The organism is Pelomonas lactea, from assembly GCF_043555885.1.
Classification (GTDB): domain Bacteria; phylum Pseudomonadota; class Gammaproteobacteria; order Burkholderiales; family Burkholderiaceae_C; genus Pelomonas; species Pelomonas lactea.
In genome coordinates this window covers 381,876-403,629 of the sequence record NZ_JBIGHX010000002.1, presented here as the reverse complement: position 1 = coordinate 403,629, position 21,754 = coordinate 381,876, and the positions used below count along the sequence as shown (strand labels likewise).

Below are 21,754 nucleotides of genomic sequence, written 5' to 3'. Positions count from 1 at the left end.
CATGACGGCTGCCGCGACGTTGCGCCCCCCCGAGGTCGCCGGCATCGGCCGCGGCCTGCTGTTCGCGCTGATCGCGCACGGCCTGCTGATCCTCGCGCTCAGCTACGGCCTGCACTGGCGCAGCGACTCGGAGCCGGCCTTCGAGGCCGAGCTGTGGTCGTCCATCCCGCAGATTGCCGCGCCGCGCGAGGAAGCGCCGCCGGAGCCCGAGCCCGAGGCGCCCAAGCCCGAACTGAAGGCCCGGCAGCAGGCGGCCGAAGAAGCGGCCGCCGAGCAGCGCGAGGCCGAGATCGCCATCGCCAAGGAAAAGAAGCGCAAGGAAGAAAAGGCCCGCGAAGAAGCCGCGGCCAAGCTCGAGCGCCTGGAAAAAGAGAAGGCAGCCAAGGAGAAGGAAGCCAAGGACAAGCTGGCCAAGGAGAAGGCCGCCAAGGACGAGGCCGACCGCAAGAAGGACAAGGCAGCCAAGGACGCCAAGGAGGCGAAGGAAGCCAGGGAGGCCGACGCGAAGCGCGAGGCGCAGCGCCAGGAGTTCCTGCGCCGCATCCAGGGCATGGCTGGCGGCACGCCGGGATCCACCGGCAACGCGGCACAGAACGCCGCGCCGTCGGCCGGCTGGGTGGGGCGCGTGAAGGGCAAGATCCGCCCGCTGATCATCTACGCGGAAGACACCGGCTCCAACCCGACCACCGAGGTCCAGGTCGCACTGGCGCCGGACGGCCGCATCCTCGGCAGCAAGATCCTCAAGCCCAGTGCCGACCCCGACTGGGACCGCGCCGTGCTGCGCGCCATCGAGAAGGCCGAGACGCTGCCGCGCGACACCGACGGCCGCGTGCCGGCGGTGCTGATCCTGAGCTTCAGGCCGCGCGAGTAGCCAGCCAGCGGTCGACCGACCAGCGCCCCGCGCCCCACAGCGCGATGACGACGGCCAGCACGCCCCACAGCGTGTGCTGTGCCTCGGCGGCCGGCGAGAAGTCGTCGGCCGACAGCGACAGCGCCGCCATCAGGTTCACGACGAACAGCCCCGCGCCGGCGAATCGCCCGGCCAGGCCAAGCACCAGCAGCACCGGCAGCACGAGCTCGCCGGCCGTGCCCAGGTAGGCGGCCAGCACCGGCGGCAGCAGCGGCACCTGGTAGACGTCGTTGAACAAGGCCAGCGTGGATGACCAGTCGCGCAGCTTGGTCAGGCCCGACAGGAAGAACACCTGCGCCACGTACAGCCGCGCCGCCAGCAGCGCGACGGACTGCAGCTGGCTGACGGCCGCATCCAGCGGCGCCGGCAGGCGGCTGGGCGGTACGCCCGGGTCGGTGAAGGTGCGCAGCGCGGCGGAGATCAGAGCGTTCATGGCGGGGGTGTCCGGTTCGGAGGTGCAGACCTGGCCCCTTGCAGCCAGGCGTTCTGCAGCGCGGCTTGCAGCCAGGCGCCGAAGTCGAAGTCGGTCTCGGGCGCCGAACCTTTCACCAGCGCGTCGGCAAGATTCACGCCGGCCAGCAGCGCCTGCATGAACGCGGCCTGGGCCGGCGGCAGCGGCTGCGACACCGCGCGCCAGCCCTGGCGCCACACCAGCACCGGCCCGCCGTGCTGCGCCAGCAGCGCGACACCGGGGCGCAGTTGCAGCCACAGCTGCTCGGGTGGCGTGGTGCCCAGCAGCGCGAGGGCCTCGGCGTCCAGCACCGCATCGGCCGCGCGTTCGGCCTGGTGCGAGGCCCAGTCCAGCCGCGCCAGGTCGGGCAGGCCCGAGTCTTCGCCGGCGCGTTCGATGAGGAAGGCCGCCAGCGCCCCGCCCCACTGCGCCAGGTCGCCGCTCTCGGGGGGGTGGTGGCGCCAGAACGTCCAGGCCAGCGACGCGAACTCGTCCTCGCCCAGCGCGTCGTGCAGGCGGCCGAAGGCCACGGCCAGCGCCTGGGCCGACAAGGCCCTCAGGTTGTTGCGGTAGGCCGCGAGGCCGCGTTCGGCGCCGGTCAGCCCGGCCGGCGCTTCGCCGCGACCGAGCAGCGCGTCGACGAAGGCCTGCTGCTGTTTCAGCACACCGCCGCCCTCGCCCGCCCGGCCTCGTCCAGCAGCACGTCCAGCTCGGGCACGGCCGTGTCCCACTCAATCAGCGTGGGCGTGGGGCCGAAGCGCCGGATCGCATGTTCGTAGACCTGCCAGACCTCGTCGCGCACGCGGCTGCCGTGGTCGTCGATGACGAGGCCGTCGGTCTGCTCGGCGTGCCCGGCCACATGGATCTCGCCGACGCTTCCCGGCCGGATCGCGTCCACCCAGCGCATCGCCTCGCGCGCGGCGGCGCCGGGAGCCAGCCCGTCGTTGCGCGCGTTGACGAACAGGTTGTTGACGTCCAGCAGCAGGCCGCAGCCGCTGCGCTGCGTCAGCAGGTTGAAGAACTCGGGCTCGGCCAGCGTGTCTCCCGCCCAGCCGGCATAGGCGCTGATGTTCTCCACCAGCACGGGCCGGCGCAGGCGCTGCTGCACCTGCTCGACGTGGCGGACCATCAGCGCCAGCGATTCGTCGTTGAACGGGATGGGCAGCAGGTCCGCCGCGTGCAGCCCCGAGCCGACGCGCGCGAAGCAGGCATGGTCCGACACCCAGCGCGGCTGCACGCGCTCGACGAGCCGGGCCAGCTGCGCCAGATGGCGCTCGTCCAGCCCGGCGGCCGAGCCCAGCGCCAGGCCCACGCCGTGCAGGCTGACGTCGTAGGCCGCGCGGCCGGCGTCCAGCACGGCCAGCGTGAGGCCGCCGTCGGCGAAGAAGTTTTCCGAATGGACCTCGATGAAGCCCAGCGCGGGGCGCCGGGCCAGCAAGGTCTCGTAATGGGGCTGGCGCCAGCCGATGCCGACGCAGGCTTCAGGCGCCATGCCCATGCTTACTTCTTGGCCGCCGGCTTGGTCGAGCCGCCTTCCTTCTCGCACGTGCCCTTGGCAACGTACTTCCATTCGTTGGCGTCCTTGTCAGTCTTGGCTTGGCCGGCGCAGGAGTGGCTGCCGTTGGCCGAGGCGCAGTCGTTCTGGCCGGCCTTGGCGATGCCGTAGCACTTCTCCTTGGCGGCATCGGCGGCCTGGGCCTGGGCAACAAGGCCCAGCGACAGTGCGGCGGCCAGGGCGGAGGACACGAGGGTGGGGTTCTTCATGGGACAGGTCTCCAAAAGGTTGGGAAGGTGAAGGCGGCCGATGATGCGGCGGCGACGTTGAAGTCGCAAGGCATCGCGCGGTCCTTACACTGCCTGCGCATTTTTGTTCAGCCATGACCGCCACGCCCGACTACTGCAGCCAGATCGAAGCCCTGCGCCCCGTGCTGCTGAAGTATGCGCGGCTGCAGTTGCGCAACCCGGCCTGGGCCGAGGACGCGGTGTCGGAGGCCGTGCTCGCCGCGCTAGAAAAGCCGCAGGCCTTTGCGGGCGCGAGCCAGCTCAAGACCTGGCTCATCGGCATCCTCAAGCACAAGCTCATCGACCAGATCCGCAAGAACAGCCGCGAGCTGTCGACCACCGCGTCGACCGACGACGGCGAGGATCTGGACGACCTGCTGTTCGGTGCCGACGGCCACTGGCGCGAGGCCCAGCACGACTGGGGCAACCCCGAGGACGCGCTCAGGCAACTGGACTTCATGAGGGTGCTGGAGGCCTGCGTGGACAAGCTGCCGGGCCAGCAGGGGCGGCTGTTCATGATGCGCGAGTGGCTGGAGCTGGAGTCGGACGAGATCTGTAAGGAACTGTCGATCACGCCGACCAACCTGTGGGTCATGCTGCACCGGGCCCGGTTGAGGCTGCGGGAGTGCCTGCAGCTGGGCTGGTTCGGCACGACGCGGAGCGCCACTTGATCAAGCTGAAGATCACCTGCCGTGAGGCGACCCGGATCCTGCTGAACGGCGAGGACCGCACGCTGCCGCTGGCCGAGCGGCTGTCGCTGCGGCTGCACCAGCGCGCGTGCGGCAACTGCCGCCGCTTTGCGCGCCAGGTGGCGCTGATGCGCCAGGCGAGCGCCCGCTGGCGCCACTACAGCGAAGACTGATCAGCTGGTGGGTGCGCCCTCGTCGGGCGCCGGCTGCACCGTTGGCGGCGCCAGCGCGACGGCCAGCGCAAGCCGGATCGCATCCACTTGCGCCGCCAGCCCCATGCTGGGCACCGATGGCTGCGCCCGCGCCGCCTGCTCCGGCAGCGCGGGCAGATGGATGAAGCCACTGGGCACGCCCTGACCGGCCAGTTGGTGCTGCAGCTCGAAGAACAGCTGGTTGCAGACGAAGGCGCCCGCCGACAGCGACAGCCCTGCCGGCAACGCTGCCGCCCGCAGCGCGTCGCGCATGGGCTTGATGGGCAGCGTCGAGAAGTAGGCCGCAGGCGCGTCGGCGCGCACGGGCACATCCTGCGGTCGCTCGCCGGCGTTGTCGGCGATGCGCGCGTCGATGAGGTTGACGGCTACGCGCTCGATGGACACCTCGCTGCGGCCGCTGGCCTGCCCCAGCGCGATGGCCATCACCGGCCGCAGCTCGTGCAGGGCTCGCGCCAGCGCCGCAGGCGCGTCGGCAAACGTCGTAGGCAAACAGCGTGCCTGCACCAGTGCGCCGGCGATGAGCTGGCCATGCAGCGCGCGCGCCACTTCCCAGGAAGGATTGATCGCCTCGCCGCCAAAGGGCTCGAAGCCGGTGAGCAGGATGTTCATGCCGCGATTGTCCGGAATGCCGCCAAACCGTGCCGTTTTTGGCTCCGGCCCCCTGGCAGCAGGCCTCCATAATCGGCGGCCATGACCGACCCGTCCGAGCCACTGCCCTGGCCCCATGGCGACGCCGCGGCCAGCGCGGAGCCGCCATCGGGCTTCTTGTGGCCCACCCCCCCTTACGCGGCCTATCCGCAGCCGCAGGTGCAGCAAGGCGCCGAGGCCTGCGAGATCCTGGGGCTGAACAACAGCCGCAGCAACGGCCAACTGCTGGCGCTGGACGCCGCCGAGCGCATCGTGCGCATCAACGTACCGCCGGCGCGCAACAGCATGCCGCTGAAGTTCAGCCAGTTCCGCGCCGTCAAGCTGCTGCGGGCGATTACGGTGCCGCCGCGCGACGAGCGCGACGTCAACGCGCCGCTGAGCTTGGACCAGCGCCCGCGCAGCGACTTCCGCCTCGTGTTCAACGGCGGCGACGAGCTCAAGGGCATCACCATCGGCCACCAGCACGACAAGCTGGGCCTGTTCCTGTTCCCGCCGCTGTCCGACAGCGACGACTCGGTGCGCCGCGTCTTCATCCCGCGCGAGGTGCTGGCGCATTTCGAGATCGGTGAGCGCATCGGCGACCTGCTGCTCAAGGACCAGCTCGTCACGCAGGAACAGCTCGCGGCCGCTGCCGTCGAGCAGAACGGCCTGCGCCAGAGGCGGGTGGGCGACATCCTTGTCGAGCAGCACATCGTGACGGCCGAGCAGCTGCTGCGTGCCATCGAGCAGCAGGCACGCATGCCCATGGTGCGCATCGGCGAGGCGCTGCTGGCGCTGGAGCTCGTGACGCCCGACCAGCTGGAGCTGGCGTTGCTGCAGCAGCGCGACGACCGCTCCGTGCCGCTGGGTGAGCTGCTCGTGCGCAAGGGGGTCATCAGCCGGGCTCAGCTGCAGTCGGCGCTGGCGCGCAAGATGGGCTATCCGGTCGTCGACGTGGAGAACTTCGCCGTCGAGCCCGACGCCGTGCGCAAGCTGCCGTTCGCCGTCGCCAAGCGGCTGGAGATGCTGCCGCTGGTGCTGCGCGACGGCCGCCTCGTCGTCGCGATGGAAGACCCGACGCGCCGCGACGCCATCGACGAGGTGGAGTTCATCACGCAGCTCAAGGTCGTGCCCACGCTGACGCGATTGGGTACGTTGCAGTTCGCCATCCCGACCACCTTCGACCGCTTCGGCGCCGAAGCCATCTCGCGCGGCAGCGTCGACACGCTGCCCGACCTCACGCCCGACTTCGCGCTGGAGTCCTCCAACAAGCTCATCGAGAGCCTGGAGCGCGACAGCAGCGAACGCGCGGCGAAGGAAGACGAAGCGCCCATCGAGCAGAGCGACAACTCGCTGGTGCGCCTGATCAACACGATGATCAGCGAGGCGCACAACCAGGGCGTGTCCGACATCCACATCGAGACCTACCCGGGCCGCGAGAAGCTCAAGATCCGCTTCCGCCGCGACGGTGTGCTGCAGCCCTACCTGGAGCTGCCGCACACCTACCGCAACGCGATGATCGCGCGCATCAAGATCATGTGCGATCTCGACATCTCCGAGCGCCGCAAGCCGCAGGACGGCAAGATCAACTTCGCGCGCTTTTCATCCCAGCACAAGCTGGAGCTGCGCGTGGCCACCATCCCGACCAACAACGGGCTGGAGGACGTCGTCATGCGGCTGCTGGCCTCCAGCCGGCCCATCCCGCTGGACCGCATCGGCCTCACGCCGGCCAACCGCCGCGCGCTGGAAGCGGCCGTGTCGCGCCCCTACGGCATGGTGTTGTGCGTGGGCCCCACGGGTTCGGGCAAGACGACCACGCTGCACTCGGCGCTCAGCCACATCAATACCGCCGAGCGCAAGATCTGGACGGCCGAGGACCCCATCGAGATCACCCAGGCCGGGCTGCGCCAGGTGCAGGTCAACCCGCGCATCGACTGGACTTTCGCCAAGGCGCTGCGCGCGTTTCTGCGCGCCGACCCCGACGTCATCATGGTCGGCGAGATCCGCGACCAGGAGACGGCCGAGATCGCCATCGAGGCGTCGCTGACGGGCCACCTGGTGCTGTCCACGCTGCACACCAACAGCGCCGCCGAGACCATCACGCGGCTGCTGGACATGGGCATGGATCCGTTCAACTTCGCCGACTCGCTGCTGGCCGTGCTGGCCCAGCGGCTGGTGCGGCGCAGCTGCGCGGCCTGCCAGGTCGGCGAGCCGTTGAGCGAGGCCGAGCTGGGCGAGCTGCTGGACGACTATCTGCACGTCTTCCCCGCCGATGCCCGCCCCGACCGCGGCGCGCTGGCCGGCGCGTGGACGCGCGAGCACGGCAGGAACGGCCGACTGATGAAGTTCCGCAGCCCCGGCTGCGCGACCTGCGGGCACAGCGGCTTCAAGGGGCGCGCCGGCCTGCACGAACTGCTGACCGTCTCCAAGAACCTGCGCCGCATGGTGCAGACCGGCGCCCGCGCCGAGGAACTCTTTCACGCCGCGCTGGCCGAGGGCATGCGCTCGCTGCGCCAGGATGGCATCGTCAAGGTCCTGCAGGGCGTCACGACGCTTGCCGAAGTCCACGCCACGAGTAACTCATGACAGAAGAAGCTGCCGCTCCCCGCCCCAAGCTGCGCCTGGGCGACGTCCTCGTCGAGCAGCAGCTGATCTCGGCCGAGCAGCTGACGCAGGCGCTGGCGCTGCAACGCGCGACCGGCAAGAAGCTGGGCCGCATCCTCATCGAAGCCAACCTCATCACCGAGGAGGCGCTGGCGCACGTGCTGGCCCGCCAGCTGCGCGCGCCGTTCGTGAACCTGAAGACCTTCCCGCTGAAGACCGAGCTGGTGCGGCTGCTGCCCGAGACGCCCGCGCGGCGCTTCCGCGCGCTGGTGCTGGAGGAGCGCGGCGACACGCTGCTGGTGGCCATGGCCGACCCGCTGGACCTGTTCGGCTTCGACGAACTGGCCAAGATCCTGAAGCGCCGCCTGGCCATGGCGGTGGTGGCCGACAGCCAGCTCGCCGCCGTCTTCGACAAGCACTACCGCCGCAGCGACGAGATCTCCGGCCTGGCCAAGGCGCTGGAGAAGGACATCGGTGATGCAGTGGACTTCGGCACGCTGCAGGCCAGCGTGGGCCAGGAGGGCGCGCCGGTCGTGCGGCTGCTGCAGAGCGTGTTCGAGGACGCCACGCGCGCCGGCGCGTCCGACGTGCACATCGAGCCGCAGGAAGGCGAGCTGCTGATCCGCAATCGCGTCGACGGCCTGCTGCAGACGCTCACGCAGGCCGACAAGCGCATCGCACCGGCGCTGGCGCAGCGGCTCAAGCTGATGGCCGGCCTGGACATCTCCGAGAAGCGCCTGCCACAGGACGGCCGCTTCACGCTGCGGTTGTCGGACCGCACGCTGGACGTGCGGCTGTCCACCATGCCCAGCCAGTACGGCGAGTCGGTCGTCATGCGGCTGCTGGGCCAGGGCTCGGCGCTGCGCCGGCTGGACCAGGTCGGCATGCCCGACGACATGCTCAAGCGCTTTCGCGAGCTGCTGGCGCGCGACTCCGGGATGATTCTCGTCACCGGCCCCACCGGCTCCGGCAAGACGTCGACGCTGTACGCCGCGCTGGCCGAGCTGGACGCCGAGAAGCTCAAGATCATCACGGCCGAGGACCCCATCGAGTACCGACTGCCGGGACTCACGCAGGTGCAGGTCAACGACAAGATCGACCTGGACTTCGCCAAGGTGCTGCGCGCCGCGCTGCGCCAGGACCCCGATGTCATCCTCGTCGGCGAGATGCGCGACGCCGAGACCGCCGAGATCGGCCTGCGCGCCGCCATCACCGGCCACCTGCTGCTGTCCACGCTGCACACCAAGGACACCATCTCGACGCCGTTCCGGCTGCTGGACATGGGCGCGCCGCCCTTCATGGTGGCCACGTCGCTGCAGGCCGTGCTGGCGCAACGGCTGCTGCGCGGCGTCTGCAAGCACTGCGCCGAGCCGCACCACGCCACGCCGCAGGAGCAGGCCTGGGTCAACGAAGTGCTGTCGCTCAACGGCGAGGCGCCGGCACCGGTGGCCAGCGTCAGGGGCCGCGGCTGCTCGGAATGCCATGGCACCGGCACGCAGGGCCGGCGCGGCATCTACGAGATGCTGGAGCTGGACCCCGACATGGCGCTGGCCATCCAGAAGAGCGATGCCGGCGCCTTCCTGGCCGCGGCGCGCCGGTCGCTGAAGGGCAGGACGCTGGCCGACCGCAGCCTGGCGCTGGTGCGCGAGGGCAAGACGTCGCTCGCCGAAGCCGTTCGCATCAGCGTCGACCCTGAATGAGCAACTTCGCGTTCAAGGGGCGCAACGGCCGCGGCGAGCTGGTCGAAGGCATCGTCGATGCCGTCAGCAGCGACGCCGTCGCCGCGCAGCTGATGGCCGGTGGTGTCGTGCCGGTCAGCATCGAGCCGACACAGGACGCCGTCAGCGCCGCCACCGGCGGCGGCTGGCTGCAGGCGCTGCTGGCCCGGCCCATCACGGGCGAGGACACGCTGGTGCTGACCCGCCAGCTCTACACGTTGCAGAAGGCCGGCGTGCCCATCCTGCGGTCGCTCGCCGGGCTGGAAGCGTCCACCAGCCACCCCGGCATCGTGCGACTGCTGCAGGACGTGCGCGCGAGCCTGGACCAGGGCCGCGAGCTGGCCACCGCCTTCGCCCGCCACCCCGCCGTGTTCAGTGCCTTCTACATCGCGATGACGCGCGTGGGCGAGCTGACCGGCCGGCTGACCGAGGTGCTGCAGCGACTGTCCGAGCACCTGGAGTTCGAGCTGGACATCCGCGCCCGCATCAAGCAGGCGTTGCGCTACCCGCTGATGGTCATCGTCGCGATGGCCATTGCGCTGGTCATCATCAACCTGTTCGTGCTGCCCAAGTTCGCCGAGGTCTTCGCGCACTTCAGGAGCGAGCTGCCGCTGATGACGCGCATCCTGCTGGGCTTCTCGGCCTGGACCGTGAAGTGGTGGCCGCTGGTGTTGGCCGCGGGCATTGGCACCGTGTTCGCCTGGCGCAACTGGCTGGCCACCGCGCGCGGCCGCTACGCCTGGGACCGCTTCAAGCTGCGCCTGCCCATTGCCGGCGACATCGTGCTGAAGGCCACGCTGGCCCGTTTCGCGCGCAGCTTCGCGCTGGCCAGCAGCTCCGGCGTGCCCATCAGCCAGGCCATGACGGTGGTGGCGCAGACGGTGGACAACGCCTACATCGGCGCCCGCATCGAGCAGATGCGCGACGGCGTGGAGCGCGGCGAGAGCATCTCGCGCTGCGCGACCGGCACCGGCGTCTTCACGCCCATCGTGCTGCAAATGATTGCGGTGGGCGAGGAGACCGGCGAGCTGGACACGCTGATGACCGAGATCGCGCAGATGTACGAGCGCGAGACCGACTACGCCATCAAGGGCCTGTCCGCCGCCATCGAGCCCATCCTGCTGGCCATCATCGGCGCGCTGGTGCTGGTGCTGGCGCTGGGCGTGTTCCTGCCGCTGTGGAACCTCGGCCAGGCGGCCATGGGGCGCTGACGCCACACCCGCGTGTGAACCTTGCAACGGATTGCAGGCCGGCGTCGGCGGGGCGGGGGCGCGCCGTGCGCAATTCACTTCCGGCGCGGCGCCGGCTGGCCGATAGTTCACGCACTCCCGGACGACAGCGCACCGCGCAGGAAGGACTCTCCATGAACAAGTCTCAGCAAGCTGGTTTCACGCTCATCGAGTTGGTGATGGTCATCGTCATCCTGGGCGTGCTGGCCGCCGTCGCGCTGCCCAAGTTCGTCAACGTGGACGACGATGCCAAGCAGGCCGCCGTCAACGGCGTGGCTGGCGCGCTGAGCTCCGGCTCGGCCATCAACTACGCCTCGCGCAAGGCCAACGGCACCAAGGGTGTGGCCATCGCCAACTGCAGCGACGTCGAGAAGACGCAGCAGAGCTACACGGGCACCGCCGGTACCGGCCTGCCCAGCGGCTACACCATCACCGCCGCGCCCATCACGGCCGAGTCCACGGTCACCAACTGCGTCGTGAACGGCAACGGCAAGACCGCCAACTTCACGGCCACCGGCATCTCCTGATGCGCGAGGCCCGGCCACGCCTCACGCGTGGCTTCACGCTGGTCGAGCTCATCCTCGTCCTCGTGATCACAGCCGCCCTGGCGGTGTTCGCCCTCCCGAAGGTGGTGGACACGACGCTGTGGCGGCTGCGCTCGTTTGGCGACGAGCTTGTCGCCCGCCACCACGCGCTGCTGCGGCTTTCGTTGCAGCAACGCCGGCCCATCGTGGCCACCATCACCGGCAGCGGCGTCAGCTGGGCCTACGCGGGCGGCGCCAGCCTCGGCAGCCTGCCCTGCCCCGCCACCGAGTCGCCCTGCATCGCCGAAGGCGGCAGCCGCACCGTCACGTTCAACAGCGCCAACAGCGGCGCCACCGCCACCAGCACGGCCGCCAGCCTGACCATCACGGTGGCCTCCGGCAGCTACAGCCAGGCCTACCGTGTCGAGACGGACACGGGCCTGATCTACGCCCTTCCTTGAAGCTTTGCCGACGCGCAGCTGGGCTAGCATGAACCGCATGCACCTCCCCCGCCGGGCCCTGGGCCTCACGCTGATCGAGCTGCTGCTGTTCATCGCCATCGTCGGCATCGCGCTGGCGGCGATGCTGCGGGTCTTCACGACCGCCACCGCGGGCAGCGCCGACCCGATGATCCGCCGCCAGCAACTGGCCATCGCCGAATCGCTGCTGCGCGAGGTGCAGCTGATGCCGTTCACGTGGTGCGATCCGTCAGCACCCAATGTCGCGACGGCCACCGCTGCGACCAGCGCCGAATGCGGCGGCACGGTCGAAGCCCCCGGGCCCGAGGCCAGTGAGACACGCTACGGCCCGACGACCTACTTCAACAACGTCAACGACTACCACGGCTTCACGATGTCCGGCATCAGCGACATCGCCGGCAACGCGGTCAGCGGCCTGGCGGGTTACTCGGCCAGCGTCACGGTGGCCGCCGCCGCGCTGGACACGCTGACCGCCGCCAGCGGCGATGCGCTGAAGATCACCGTCACCGTGACGCCGCCCGGCAACCGCGCCGCCGACGCCGTTGTGCTGCAAGGCTGGCGAACCCGCTATGCGCCCAACTCGCCGTTCTGAGCGATCTCCGGTTGCGGGCCGAGCGCTGGGCCGCTCCCGAGCCGGCCCACCATGGCGATGTGCTTGCCGGTCCACCCGGCAAGCATCGCCGTCCCCTCGGGGGACCGACCAGACTCGCTCGCGTTCAGCGATGCGTGGTTGGGCGAGGGGCGCAACATTGCAGCGCGGCTTCACGCTGATCGAGGCGGTCATGGTGATCGCCATCACCGGCGTCGTCATCGCGATGGTGTCCATCTTCATCGCGCCGGCCACGCAGGCCTACTTCGCCAGCAACACCCGCGCCCAGCTCACCGACGAGGCCGACACGGCGCTGCGCCGCATCGCCCGCGATCTGGCCGGCGCGCTGCCCAACAGCGCGCGCATCACGGGGCAGAGCCTGGAGCTCATCCCCGTCAGCGCCGCGGCGCGCTACGCGGTGGGCACGGACGCGGCCGACCCGCTGCTGTTCGGCACCGCCGACACCAGCTTCGCCATCGTCGGCCCGGCGCTGAAGCTGTCGGCCGGCAACCAGCGGCTGGCCTGGTACAACCTGGGCCCCGGCGTGCCCGACGCCGACGCCTACACGCAGGCCAACGTCCGCGTGGCGTCCACCGCCGCCGGCAGCGTCAACAGCGTGGCCATCGCCGGTGCGGCGCTGCCCGTGTCGCTGCAGGCGGCGCCCTACCGCGTCTACGCCATCGAGCAGCCGGTGACCTACCGCTGCGACACGACGGCCGGCGTCAACACGCTGACGCGCTACACCGGCTACGGCTTCCTGGCGACGCAGCCCGACCCGCCCAGCGGCGGCACGGCCGCCGTGCTGGCCCGGCATGTGCAGAGCTGCAGCTTCAGCTACGACGTGCCGGCCATCGCGGCCCGCTACGCGCTGGTGACGCTGAAGCTGCAACTGGGCATCAACGATGCGCGGAACTTCGCCGACAGGGAGTCGGTCACGCTTTACCACACCGTCCACCTGGACAACCTGCCGTGACCACGTCCTCCCCTTCCCCGCAGCGCGGCTTCACGATGATGTCCATGCTCTTCATCCTGGTGGTGCTGGCAGCGCTGGGCACGGCGTTGGCCGCGCTGAGCCAGCGCCAGCAGCTCGGCTCGGCGGGCGAACTGGCCGCGGCCAAGGCCTACCAGGCGGCGTTCGCGGGGCTGGAGCTGGGCAGCCAGCAGATCCTGCGCGCCGCCGGCCAGCCCGCCTGCCCGTTCACCACGCGCTCGTTCACGTTGCCGGACCAGCTGGCCGACTTCACCGTCAGCATCAGCTGCACGCGCACGCCCGCCGCCGGCACCGTCACCGACGATGGCATCGCGATGGCCTTCTACACGCTGGTGGCTACGGCCTGCAACATCCCCACCGGCGGCGCCTGCCCCAACACGGGCACGGCCGAGCCCACCTATGCCGAGCGGCAGCTGAGCCGCAGCCTCAGCAAATGAGACGCTGGCTCGCCCCCCTGCTCATGCTGGCCGCGCTGGTGCTGCCGGCGCTGGCCCGCGCAGTCGCCTATGACCTGCCGAGCAACATGCCGCCAGGCTGCACCCGCAGCAACAGCAACTACACCTGCCCGGGCGGCAGCCTGGGTTATGGAGACACCCTCAGCGTCAGCGCGCCGAAGCCGGCCACCGTCACCATCACCGGCAACTTCAGCACCGACACCTCGCAGATCAACCAGGCCGGCACCGCCAGCGACCTGACGCTGATCGTCAACGGCACGCTGACGCTGGGCTACCAGGCGCGCATCAAGGCCAACATCACGGCGAACGCCGTCAACGACGCCGGCGGCGGCAACGTCGTCATCACCGGCAACCTGACGGCCAATGCCAACGGCAACATCGCGCTGGCCTACCAGACGACGGTGTCCGGCAACGTCAGCACCAGCGGCACCGGCACCATCACGACGCCGCAGAGCGGCAGCATCGGCGGCAATGTGACGGGCGGCAGCGGCGCCATCAGCATCAGCGAAGCCGGCACCGTGGCCGGCAGCGTGACGGGCAGCGGCAGCATCACCGTCGTGCAGAGTGCCATCGTGTCGGGCAACGTGGCCGCCGGCGCGGGCAGCGTCAGCCTGGGCTTTCGCTCGCGCGTCAACGGCAACATCAGCACCACCGGCAGCATCACGACAGGCCAGGAGTCGGTCGTGGGCGGCAGCATCACCGGGGGCGCCGGCAATGTGTGGGTGGGCTACGCGGCGACGGTCAGCGGCACGCTGACGACCAGCAGCGGCACCATCACCTTCGAGCAGAACGCGATCGCCTCGTCGTGCGTCAAGTCCACCGGCAGCGCCAGCATCACGCTGGGGTACCAGAGCAACGTCAACAGCGTCTGCTGTGGCACCAGCTGCAGCACCAGCTGCGTAGTGAACAACTCCACCTACGCGATGCCGCCGGCCTGCGCGGGCGCCACCGCGCTGGTGGCCGACTACCGCATGGACGAGACCACCGCCTGGAACGGCACGGCCGCCGAGGTCAAGGACGCCAGCGGCAATAGCTATCACGGCCAGTCCGCGACGGCATCCAGCGGCACGCCGGTGGCCATCACTGCCAGCGGCTCACCGGCCTACGGCACGACCAGCAGCGGCAGCTGCGGCTACGGCCTGTACGGCCGTGCCACGCCGGTCAACGCCGCCTATACCTATGTGCAGCTGCCGGGCGGGTTCCCGTCAATGACCGGCAGCTTCACCGTGCTGGCGTGGATACGCAGCACCTCGCCGACGCAGTCGGGCCAGCGCATCATCGCCAACGACGACAACCAGAACGGCTGGGCGCTGAGCCTGGGCGATGTCGGCAGCGCCTCCGTGCGCCTGTTCAATCGCAACATCAACGCCAGCGGCGGCGTCACCACGGGCGGCAGCAACGGGGCCGGCGCCAGCAACACCGGTTGCAGTGGCGGCACCTTCTGCCTGGACAGCGCGCCCATCATCGCGGCCAACACCTGGTATTACGTCGCCGCCACCGTCGACACCGTCAACAAGCGGGTGCAGACCTTCATCTACAACACCAGCGGCACGCTGCTGGCCAGCGCCTCGTCGGCCTTCACCGGCACCTGGCTGGCTGGCAGCGGTGGCACCACCCTGGGCGGCGAGTCGGCCAGCTCCGGCGAAGGGCAGACGCCCAACTTCCACTTCCTGGGCAACATCGACGAGCTGCAGGTCTACACCGGCCTGCTGGGCAGCAGCGCCATCACCACTCAGCTGTCGCGCTCGCGCAGCTGCCCCGCGCCGGCCATCGCCAGTTTCACGATCAGCGGCACCGGCAGCGCGTCCACCTGCTCGCCGCAGACGCTGACCATCACGGCCAGGGACAGCAACGGGGCCACGCTGACGGGCTACACCGGCACCGTCAACCTCAGCACCAGCACCAGCGACGGAGATTGGAGCGCCGGCACCGGCCCCGCACCGTCGGGCGCACTGGTGGCCGGGGCGGCCAACAGCGGCCTGGCCAGCTACACCTTCGCGGCCGGCGATGCTGGCGTCGTCAGGCTCGCGCTCGCACACAGCCTGGCGCAGAACATCACGGTCACGGCCGTCGACAGCACGGTCGCGGCCTCCAGCAGCACCTCGGCCGCCATCGCCTACCGCGACAACGCCTTCGTCTGGACCGAGGACGCCGGCAACCTGGTCGCTGGCAGCTTCGTCGCCGTGGCCGGCCGCAGCCACGACATGCGCGTATCGCTGTGGAAGAAGGACCCGACGACCGGCAACTGCAGCATCGCCACCGACTACACCGGTAGCCGCAACCTCAAGCTCTGGCGTACCGACAGCGCCGGTCCCTGGACGGCGCCCAGCGTCGTCAGCCCGGCGTTCAGCGTACCGGCCAGCCGGCCGGCCGCCAACAACCTGACGCTGGCGTTCACGAATGGCGTCGCCGGCTTCAACCTCGCGACCACCAACGTCGGCAAGTACGCCTTCAGTCTCGACGACGACTCGCTGGCCTATGCCGCCGCCACCGTCAGCGGCAGCAGCACGGACCTGACGGTCCGCCCCTTCACGCTGGCCATCACCGGTCTCACCGCCGGCGGTACCGCCAACCCCGGTGCCAGCGTCGACACTGGCAGCGTGTTCGCCAAGGCTGGCGCGCCGTTCTCGGCCACCGTCACCGCCTACCGCTGGAGCAGCGGCGCCGACGCCAACAACGACGGCGTGCCCGACGCCGGCGCGACGCTGGCGCAGGTGTCGGCCGGCGGCGCGGCGGCGGGCTTCAGCGCCAGCGTGTCGCTGACGCCGCTGGCGGGCTCGCAGACGCCGGCCGGCGGCGTGCTGGGCACGCTGGCCAACAACGTGCTGAGCAGCTTCAGCAGCGGCACCGTGACCGCCGCCAACCTGAGCTACAGCGAGGTCGGCAGCTTCCTGCTCAACACCTCAGCAGTCGTCGGTAATTACCTCGGCACAGCCGGCGTCAACCTGGACGCCCTGGTCTTCAACGCCGCCGGTTCGCAGCAGCCGCGCGTGGGCCGCTTCATCCCCGCCGGTTTCGACGTGAGCGGCTTCGCCGTCACGCACCGCAGCGCGCTGGCCTGCACGCCGGCCTCCGCGTTCAGCTATGAGGGCGAGGACATGAGCTTCGCGTTCACGCTGACCGCCCGCAACGCCGCCGGCGCCACCACGCAAAACTACACCGGCAGCTTCGCCAAGCTCTCGCCCACCACCGCGGCCGGCTTCAACGTCGCCGGCATCTCCGGCAGCACGCTGTGGAAGCCTGGCGGCCGCATGACGACGAAGTCCGCCGGCGGCAGCTGGAGCAATGGCGTCGCCAACATCAGCATGACCGCCACCGCCGGGCGTGGCAGCGCCCCCGATGGCCCCCATCCCAACGCGCAGTTCGGCATCGCGCCGGTGGACAGCGACGGCGTGGCCATGCTGACGCTGAACCTGGACACCGACTCCCCCGCCGACGGTGCGGACCGCGCCCTACTGGGGCAAGTGCCGCTGCGCTATGGCCGCCTGCGCCTGCAGAATGCGATAGGCGCCGCCAACCGTGTGCTGCGCCTGCCGCTGACGGCCCAGTACTGGGACAGTGCCACCTCCACCTACAAGACCAACGACTTGGATTCCTGCACCCGCATCACCGCCGCCAACCTGAGCTTCGGCAACCTCCGCAAGGGGCTGACGACCGCCGATGCGGTGATGAGCCCCACCAGCGTGACGGTCAACCCCACGCAGCCTGCCTACCTCACGCTGGCCGCGCCGGGCGGCGGGCGCGCGGGCAGCCTGGATGTCGCGATCGCGCTGGGGGGCAGCAGCACCGACGCGTCCTGCCTGGGCTGGACACCGGCCATCGCCGCGACTGCCGGCGCCAACCTGGACGCGCTGCGCGGTGCCTGGTGCGGCAGCAGCGCCAACCGCGACCCCAGCGCCCGCGCGACCTGGGGCGCCTACCGCGGCGCCGACGGCGTGCTCTACCAGCGGGAGAACTACTGATGCGCTGGCCCTGGCAACCCCGCCGCAGCGGCCTGCGCCTGCTGCTGCGACGCGTCGGCGAGCAGCACGCTTTCGTGCTGACCGACGGCCCACCCGGCGACGCCCCGGCCCGGCTGCTGCGCTGGGGCTTGCTGCCCGAGCCAAGACCCGTCGCCGCCGGCGAAGCCATCGCGCTGCTGGACCCGGCCGACTATCAGGTGCTGAAGGTCGACACGCCGCAGGTGCCGCAGGACGAGCTCAAGGCCGCGGCGCGCTGGCAGGTCAAGGAACTGGTGGACGTGGACGCCGCCGAGCTGACACTGGACGTCATGCATGTGGGCGGCGATGTCGAGCGTCCCAATGCAACAAGCGCGCGGCAGCTGTTCGTCGTCGCGGCGCGCAACAGCGCCATTCAGGCGCTGACGGCCGGTGCCGCCGGCATCCACGAGCAGATCGGCATCGTCGACATCTGGGAGACGGCGCTGCGCAACCTGCTGGCCGCCCAGGCCCGCGCCGACGACCTCGCCGCGCGCGCCTGTGCGGCGGTGCACATCGACGCGCAGCACTGCCTGCTGGTGGTGTGCGCCGGCGACGAGCTGTTCTACACACGGCGACTGGAGGGCGACGCCAAGCTGCTCGCCCGCGCCCGTGGCGAGCAGGCCGACGCGCCCGCCGCCGAGCTGCCACTGGGTTTCGAGTACCAGCCCGGCGGCGCCTTCGACGGCGGCGAGGCGCAGGAGTCACCGCTGGTTGTTGAGCTGCAGCGCTCCATCGACGTGTGGGAGCGCAGCTGGCCCGACCTCCCGCTGGCCAGGCTGTACGTCATCACCGCCGCGCACGGTGCCGAGTTGGCCCAATTGATCCAGCGCGAGCTGGGGCAGCGCACCGTGGCGCTGGACGCGCTCGCCGCGTTTGCCGCGCCGCCGCCCGCGCCCGAGGGCGATGCCGCCCGGGCGCTGGCCGCCTGCCTGCCGCTGCTGGGCGCCGCGCTGCGCATGGACACCCGGAAGCTCTGATGGCCCAGCAGATCAACCTTCTCACGCCCATCCTGCTGGCGCCCAGGCGCCACTTCTCGGCGCTGACGCTGCTGCAGGCGACGGGGCTCTTGCTGGTGGCGGGCCTGGCCGCCGCGCTGTGGCTGCAGCAGCGCGATCGCAGCGCCGAGACCACGCACCAGGCCCTGCTGGCGACCTACGCCGCCGAGCGCCAGCAACTGACGGTGGCGCGCGCCAACCTGCCCGCGCCGCAGGATGCCGGCCGGTTGCAACAACAGCTGGCGCTGCTGGAGGCCGGCAACGCCGAGCGCCGCGCGCTGTTGCAGGTGCTGGGTGTGGACGGCTCGGTGGACGGTGCGCCGGCCGGCCGGCACCACTCCGACCTGCTCGCGCTCATCGCCCGCACGCTGCCTGAGCCGGTCTGGCTGGGTGAGCTGCACCACAGCGCCGGCCGTGTCGAGCTGGTGGGGGGCACCTTGAACACGGCCGTGTTGCGGCCCTGGCTGGGCCAGCTGTCGGCGCACCCGCTGCTGGCCGGGCAGACGCTGTCGGCGCTGCGCGTCGAACGTGTGGGCGCGGCGGGCAGCGACGCCGGCAAGCCGCTGCTGCCGGGCGCCGACGCGCTGGGCCAGGCTCGGCTGCCGGTGTGGGCCTTCCGCGTCGTCAGCGCACCGGCGCCGCCTGCGGCCATCGCCTCGGGAGGCGCGCCATGAAGGCCTCCACCCCGATCACGCTGGCGCCGCTGCGCGCGGCCTGGGAGCGCCGCGCGCAGCGCATCGACGCACTGAGCCTGCGCGAGCGAGCCATCCTGTTCCTCAGCATCGTCGCCGTGCTCGCGGCGCTGTTCGATGCACTGGTGCTGAGCCCGCTGTCCACGCGCGCCCGGCTGCGCGGCGAGGCCCAGGCCGCCCAGGCCGCCGAGGTCGCGCAGCTGCGCCAGCAGTTCGTCGCGGCCAGCCAGAACGTCGGCGACCCGGCCGGCCAGTTGCAGCTGCAGCTGGACAAGGCACGCGCCGAGCGCGAGCGGCTGGACGGTGAGCTGCGCAAGGCCGGCTCGATCAGCGGCGGCGAGGGGCTGGCCACCGTGCTGCAGCGCCTGCTCGCGCGCGAGCCGGGGCTGGTGCTGGAACAGCTCGCGCTGCTGGCCGACGCCCCCGCCACGCCAGCGCAGGCCTCGGCCTCGGCACCAGCCGGCGTGCCCGGCGTCAGCTGGCAAGGTGTGGAGCTGCAGGTGCAGGGCGGCTACCAGGACATCCAGCGCTACCTGCAGGCTCTGGAGCGCGAGCTGCCCGGCCTGCGCTGGGGCGAGCTGCACCTGAGCGCGCCCGGTTCGGCCGCCGCGCCCAAGCTGCGCGCGCAGCTCTTCCTGCTGAGGGTGCAGCCATGACGATGAAATCCCTCGCCCTGCCCCTGCTGGCCGCCGCGCTGGCGGCCCAGGCTCAGGAGGCGCCGCGCGATCCCACCGCCTGGCCGGAGGCGCTGCGCAGCGCCGTCGCGGCCTCCAGCCCGGCCTCGGGCGTGCAGCCCGAGCGCGAAGGGATTCGCCACGTCGTGTTCACCAACGGCCGCGCCTACGTCGTGCAGCGCGGGCGTCGCTACGGCGTCGGCGAGCTGCTGGACGGCGCGCGCATCGAGCGCATCAGCGAGCAGGCCGTGTGGCTGCGCGAGGCTGGCCAGCTCAGGCGCGAGCCGCTGTACGGCGGCGTCGAAAAGCGCCCGCCCGCGCTGCCGCCGGCCGTCAAGAAATCCAAGGAGAAGCAGCCATGAAGGCCCCGGCCCACCGTCGTCCCCGTCTTCTGCTGTTGAGCGCCGCCGTCGCGCTGCTGGCCGGCTGTGCCGACAAGCCGCTGCGCGTGGCCCAGCCCAGCCAGTCGCTGCGCGAGGAGCTGCAGGCGCAGCGCCCGGCAGCACAGGCCTCCGCGCCGGCCGCCGCGGCGCCCGAGGTGCAGGCCACGCCCGTGCCCTCGCCCGCACCGGCACTGCCGCCCGAGCCGCGCTTCGACCTCATCGTCAACGGCGCCCCGGCGCGCGATGTGTTCCTGTCCCTCGTCAGCGACACGCGCTACAGCATGCTGGTGCATCCCAGCGTCGCGGGCACGCTGTCGGTCACGCTCAAGGGCGTCACGCTGCGCGAGTCGCTGGATGCGATCCGCGAGGTCTACGGCTTCGACTACGCCATCGACGGCCGCCGCATCACCGTCTTCCCGCCCACGCTGCAGACACGCGTGTTCTCGATCAACGCGCTGGCGCTGCAGCGCAGCGGCCGCAGCGAGGTGCGCGTCAGCTCCGGTGCTGCGCCACTCAGCAACCCGAACAACGCCGGCGGCTCGACGGGCACGACCGGCGCCGCCGGCGCCGGCGGCGCCAACACGGTGCTGCAACAGGAGAGCAGCCAGCTCAGCACCAAGGTCACGAGCGACTTCTGGGCCGAGACGAGCGCGGCGCTGCGCGCGCTGGTGGGCGGCGGCGAGGGCCGCACCGTCATCGTCAGCCCGCAGACCGGCACGCTGGCCGTGCGCGCCATGCCCGAGGAGCTGCGCCACGTGGAGGCCTGGCTGAAGGCCACGCGCGTGGCGGTGGAACGCCAGGTGATGCTGGAGGCCAAGATCGTCGAGGTGGAGCTGCGCGAGGGCTACCAGAGCGGCATCGACTGGTCGCGCGTGGGCGACCGCGGCGCCATCGGCCAGACCAGCGCCAACCCGTCCATCCCGAGTGGCGTCAACGGCATCATCAACCCGCTGGTCAGCAATACGCGCGGGCTGCCCACGCTGTCCACCGGCACGCAAAGCCCCAGCTGGCCCGACCTCATCCCGCTGCCGTCGGCGGGCGGCGGCACCTTCGGCCTGGCGCTGGCGCGCGGCGGTTTCCAGGCGCTGCTGAGCTTCATCGAGAGCCACGGCGACACGCAGATCCTGTCCAGCCCGCGCATCGCAACGCTGAACAACCAGAAGGCCGTGCTCAAGGTCGGCACCGACGACTACTTCATCACCGGCATCAGCGGCAGCAACAGCGGCACGACGACCGGCACCAACGGCACGACAACCAACCAGATCCCGACGCTGACGCTGACGCCCTTCTTCAGCGGCATCGCGCTGGACGTGACGCCGCAGATCGACGCGGCCGACACGATCACGCTGCACATCCACCCGTCCGTGTCCAACGTGACGGAGAAGGTCAAGCAGGTGGACCTGGGCTCGGTGGGCAACTTCCGCCTGCCGCTGGCCAGCTCCAGCGTCAACGAGACGGACACGGTGGTGCGCATTCCCGACGGCCACATCGTCGCCATCGGCGGCCTGATGCAGATGGAGGCCACGCGCCGCGGCTCCGGCCTGCCGGGGGCGGACAGCAACCCCATCACGTCGCTGCTGTTCGGCAACCGCGCCAACAACGGCCGCAAGCGCGAGCTGGTGGTGCTGATCAAGCCCAGCATCATCCGAAGCAGCGAGGACTGGGAGCAGCACAACCGGCTCGTCAGCGAGTCGCTGAGCGACACCGAGAGCCGGTCCCGGCGCGTGATCCGGGTGGACGGCGCGGCCCCACCCGCGCCGAAGTAGCGCG

The 21,754-nt window shown here is 71.0% G+C and carries 22 protein-coding genes; 17 read left to right on the top strand and 5 right to left on the bottom strand.

Going from position 1 to position 21,754, the window contains the following annotated elements:
• The first annotated feature begins 1 nt into the window (after window position 1).
• On the top strand, window positions 2–871 hold the full coding sequence (gene tolA / locus ACG04Q_RS06150) for a cell envelope integrity protein TolA (RefSeq protein WP_394510009.1): 870 nt from the start codon (window positions 2–4) through the stop codon (window positions 869–871).
• On the opposite strand, the gene ACG04Q_RS06145 is transcribed toward tolA, so the two are convergent.
• The 4 genes from ACG04Q_RS06145 to ACG04Q_RS06130 are packed head-to-tail and all read right to left on the bottom strand — an operon-like array spanning window position 855 to window position 3,125.
• Window positions 855–1,343 carry a DoxX family protein gene (locus tag ACG04Q_RS06145; RefSeq protein WP_394510007.1) on the bottom strand — a complete coding sequence of 163 codons (489 nt, stop codon included), beginning with the start codon at window positions 1,341–1,343 and terminating at the stop codon, window positions 855–857. The two genes, tolA and ACG04Q_RS06145, sit on opposite strands and share 17 nt — an antisense overlap.
• Complete coding sequence (locus ACG04Q_RS06140) at window positions 1,340–2,026, bottom strand: HvfC/BufC family peptide modification chaperone (protein ID WP_394510006.1); 687 nt, start codon at window positions 2,024–2,026, stop codon at window positions 1,340–1,342. The genes ACG04Q_RS06145 and ACG04Q_RS06140 overlap by 4 nt, the downstream gene beginning before the upstream one ends.
• On the bottom strand, window positions 2,020–2,859 hold the full coding sequence (gene bufB, locus ACG04Q_RS06135; RefSeq protein ID WP_394510005.1) for an MNIO family bufferin maturase: 840 nt from the start codon (window positions 2,857–2,859) through the stop codon (window positions 2,020–2,022). The genes ACG04Q_RS06140 and bufB overlap by 7 nt, the downstream gene beginning before the upstream one ends.
• Window positions 2,860–2,861: 2 nt before the next feature.
• Window positions 2,862–3,125, bottom strand: a complete 264-nt coding sequence (locus tag ACG04Q_RS06130) for a BufA1 family periplasmic bufferin-type metallophore (protein ID WP_394510004.1) — start codon at window positions 3,123–3,125, stop codon at window positions 2,862–2,864.
• A 113-nt stretch (window positions 3,126–3,238) separates the two neighbouring features.
• Between ACG04Q_RS06130 and ACG04Q_RS06125 the strand changes: the two genes are divergently transcribed.
• Together ACG04Q_RS06125 and ACG04Q_RS06120 are read left to right on the top strand one after the other, a co-directional pair.
• Complete coding sequence (locus ACG04Q_RS06125; protein ID WP_394510003.1) at window positions 3,239–3,814, top strand: sigma-70 family RNA polymerase sigma factor; 576 nt, start codon at window positions 3,239–3,241, stop codon at window positions 3,812–3,814.
• A complete protein-coding gene (locus ACG04Q_RS06120; protein ID WP_394510002.1) occupies window positions 3,811–4,005 on the top strand; it encodes an anti-sigma factor family protein in 195 nt (64 codons plus the stop codon). Before ACG04Q_RS06125 ends, ACG04Q_RS06120 begins: the two co-directional genes overlap by 4 nt.
• Here ACG04Q_RS06120 and pcp read toward each other — a convergent pair whose 3' ends face one another.
• A complete protein-coding gene (pcp, locus tag ACG04Q_RS06115; RefSeq protein WP_394510001.1) occupies window positions 4,006–4,653 on the bottom strand; it encodes a pyroglutamyl-peptidase I in 648 nt (215 codons plus the stop codon). It abuts the gene before it with no gap.
• Between the two features lie 81 nt (window positions 4,654–4,734).
• On the opposite strand from pcp, the gene ACG04Q_RS06110 reads away from it, so the two are divergent.
• The 14 genes from ACG04Q_RS06110 (at window position 4,735) to ACG04Q_RS06045 (ending at window position 21,750) form a co-directional block, all read left to right on the top strand.
• Window positions 4,735–7,257 carry a GspE/PulE family protein gene (locus ACG04Q_RS06110; protein ID WP_394510000.1) on the top strand — a complete coding sequence of 841 codons (2,523 nt, stop codon included), beginning with the start codon at window positions 4,735–4,737 and terminating at the stop codon, window positions 7,255–7,257.
• Window positions 7,254–8,975: a GspE/PulE family protein gene (locus ACG04Q_RS06105; RefSeq protein WP_394509999.1), complete on the top strand. Its 1,722-nt coding sequence runs from the start codon at window positions 7,254–7,256 to the stop codon at window positions 8,973–8,975. Before ACG04Q_RS06110 ends, ACG04Q_RS06105 begins: the two co-directional genes overlap by 4 nt.
• Entirely contained in the window at window positions 8,972–10,204 is a 1,233-nt protein-coding gene (locus ACG04Q_RS06100; protein ID WP_394509998.1) for a type II secretion system F family protein, read from the top strand. The genes ACG04Q_RS06105 and ACG04Q_RS06100 overlap by 4 nt, the downstream gene beginning before the upstream one ends.
• A 152-nt stretch (window positions 10,205–10,356) precedes the next feature.
• Entirely contained in the window at window positions 10,357–10,749 is a 393-nt protein-coding gene (locus ACG04Q_RS06095) for a type II secretion system protein (protein WP_394509996.1), read from the top strand.
• Window positions 10,749–11,207, top strand: a complete 459-nt coding sequence (locus ACG04Q_RS06090; RefSeq protein ID WP_394509995.1) for a type IV pilin protein — start codon at window positions 10,749–10,751, stop codon at window positions 11,205–11,207. The genes ACG04Q_RS06095 and ACG04Q_RS06090 overlap by 1 nt, the downstream gene beginning before the upstream one ends.
• Before the next feature lie 37 nt (window positions 11,208–11,244).
• Complete coding sequence (locus ACG04Q_RS06085; protein WP_394509994.1) at window positions 11,245–11,817, top strand: type II secretion system protein; 573 nt, start codon at window positions 11,245–11,247, stop codon at window positions 11,815–11,817.
• Window positions 11,818–11,974: 157 nt separating this feature from the next.
• A complete protein-coding gene (locus ACG04Q_RS06080) occupies window positions 11,975–12,787 on the top strand; it encodes a PulJ/GspJ family protein (RefSeq protein ID WP_394509993.1) in 813 nt (270 codons plus the stop codon).
• Complete coding sequence (locus tag ACG04Q_RS06075) at window positions 12,784–13,242, top strand: hypothetical protein (protein WP_394509992.1); 459 nt, start codon at window positions 12,784–12,786, stop codon at window positions 13,240–13,242. The genes ACG04Q_RS06080 and ACG04Q_RS06075 overlap by 4 nt, the downstream gene beginning before the upstream one ends.
• A complete protein-coding gene (locus tag ACG04Q_RS06070; protein ID WP_394509991.1) occupies window positions 13,239–17,222 on the top strand; it encodes a DUF6701 domain-containing protein in 3,984 nt (1,327 codons plus the stop codon). The genes ACG04Q_RS06075 and ACG04Q_RS06070 overlap by 4 nt, the downstream gene beginning before the upstream one ends.
• On the top strand, window positions 17,222–18,217 hold the full coding sequence (locus ACG04Q_RS06065; RefSeq protein ID WP_394509990.1) for a hypothetical protein: 996 nt from the start codon (window positions 17,222–17,224) through the stop codon (window positions 18,215–18,217). Before ACG04Q_RS06070 ends, ACG04Q_RS06065 begins: the two co-directional genes overlap by 1 nt.
• Window positions 18,217–18,909, top strand: coding sequence for a PilN domain-containing protein (locus ACG04Q_RS06060; RefSeq protein WP_394509989.1), 693 nt, complete (start codon window positions 18,217–18,219; stop codon window positions 18,907–18,909). The genes ACG04Q_RS06065 and ACG04Q_RS06060 overlap by 1 nt, the downstream gene beginning before the upstream one ends.
• Window positions 18,906–19,583, top strand: coding sequence for a hypothetical protein (locus ACG04Q_RS06055; RefSeq protein ID WP_394509988.1), 678 nt, complete (start codon window positions 18,906–18,908; stop codon window positions 19,581–19,583). The genes ACG04Q_RS06060 and ACG04Q_RS06055 overlap by 4 nt, the downstream gene beginning before the upstream one ends.
• On the top strand, window positions 19,580–19,963 hold the full coding sequence (locus ACG04Q_RS06050; protein ID WP_394509987.1) for a hypothetical protein: 384 nt from the start codon (window positions 19,580–19,582) through the stop codon (window positions 19,961–19,963). The genes ACG04Q_RS06055 and ACG04Q_RS06050 overlap by 4 nt, the downstream gene beginning before the upstream one ends.
• On the top strand, window positions 19,960–21,750 hold the full coding sequence (locus ACG04Q_RS06045; RefSeq protein WP_394509986.1) for a secretin N-terminal domain-containing protein: 1,791 nt from the start codon (window positions 19,960–19,962) through the stop codon (window positions 21,748–21,750). The genes ACG04Q_RS06050 and ACG04Q_RS06045 overlap by 4 nt, the downstream gene beginning before the upstream one ends.
• Window positions 21,751–21,754 lie beyond the last annotated feature (4 nt).

What these genes read in the sequence shown, in the direction of transcription:
- tolA (WP_394510009.1), top strand. Translation starts at nt 2, where the DNA reads ATGACGGCTGCCGCGACGTTGCGCCCCCCCGAGGTCGCCGGCATCGGC.
- ACG04Q_RS06145 (WP_394510007.1), bottom strand. Translation starts at nt 1,343, where the DNA reads ATGAACGCTCTGATCTCCGCCGCGCTGCGCACCTTCACCGACCCGGGC.
- bufB (WP_394510005.1), bottom strand. Translation starts at nt 2,859, where the DNA reads ATGGGCATGGCGCCTGAAGCCTGCGTCGGCATCGGCTGGCGCCAGCCC.
- ACG04Q_RS06130 (WP_394510004.1), bottom strand. Translation starts at nt 3,125, where the DNA reads ATGAAGAACCCCACCCTCGTGTCCTCCGCCCTGGCCGCCGCACTGTCG.
- ACG04Q_RS06125 (WP_394510003.1), top strand. Translation starts at nt 3,239, where the DNA reads ATGACCGCCACGCCCGACTACTGCAGCCAGATCGAAGCCCTGCGCCCC.
- pcp (WP_394510001.1), bottom strand. Translation starts at nt 4,653, where the DNA reads ATGAACATCCTGCTCACCGGCTTCGAGCCCTTTGGCGGCGAGGCGATC.
- ACG04Q_RS06110 (WP_394510000.1), top strand. Translation starts at nt 4,735, where the DNA reads ATGACCGACCCGTCCGAGCCACTGCCCTGGCCCCATGGCGACGCCGCG.
- ACG04Q_RS06105 (WP_394509999.1), top strand. Translation starts at nt 7,254, where the DNA reads ATGACAGAAGAAGCTGCCGCTCCCCGCCCCAAGCTGCGCCTGGGCGAC.
- ACG04Q_RS06100 (WP_394509998.1), top strand. Translation starts at nt 8,972, where the DNA reads ATGAGCAACTTCGCGTTCAAGGGGCGCAACGGCCGCGGCGAGCTGGTC.
- ACG04Q_RS06095 (WP_394509996.1), top strand. Translation starts at nt 10,357, where the DNA reads ATGAACAAGTCTCAGCAAGCTGGTTTCACGCTCATCGAGTTGGTGATG.
- ACG04Q_RS06090 (WP_394509995.1), top strand. Translation starts at nt 10,749, where the DNA reads ATGCGCGAGGCCCGGCCACGCCTCACGCGTGGCTTCACGCTGGTCGAG.
- ACG04Q_RS06085 (WP_394509994.1), top strand. Translation starts at nt 11,245, where the DNA reads ATGCACCTCCCCCGCCGGGCCCTGGGCCTCACGCTGATCGAGCTGCTG.
- ACG04Q_RS06070 (WP_394509991.1), top strand. Translation starts at nt 13,239, where the DNA reads ATGAGACGCTGGCTCGCCCCCCTGCTCATGCTGGCCGCGCTGGTGCTG.
- ACG04Q_RS06065 (WP_394509990.1), top strand. Translation starts at nt 17,222, where the DNA reads ATGCGCTGGCCCTGGCAACCCCGCCGCAGCGGCCTGCGCCTGCTGCTG.
- ACG04Q_RS06060 (WP_394509989.1), top strand. Translation starts at nt 18,217, where the DNA reads ATGGCCCAGCAGATCAACCTTCTCACGCCCATCCTGCTGGCGCCCAGG.
- ACG04Q_RS06055 (WP_394509988.1), top strand. Translation starts at nt 18,906, where the DNA reads ATGAAGGCCTCCACCCCGATCACGCTGGCGCCGCTGCGCGCGGCCTGG.
- ACG04Q_RS06050 (WP_394509987.1), top strand. Translation starts at nt 19,580, where the DNA reads ATGACGATGAAATCCCTCGCCCTGCCCCTGCTGGCCGCCGCGCTGGCG.
- ACG04Q_RS06045 (WP_394509986.1), top strand. Translation starts at nt 19,960, where the DNA reads ATGAAGGCCCCGGCCCACCGTCGTCCCCGTCTTCTGCTGTTGAGCGCC.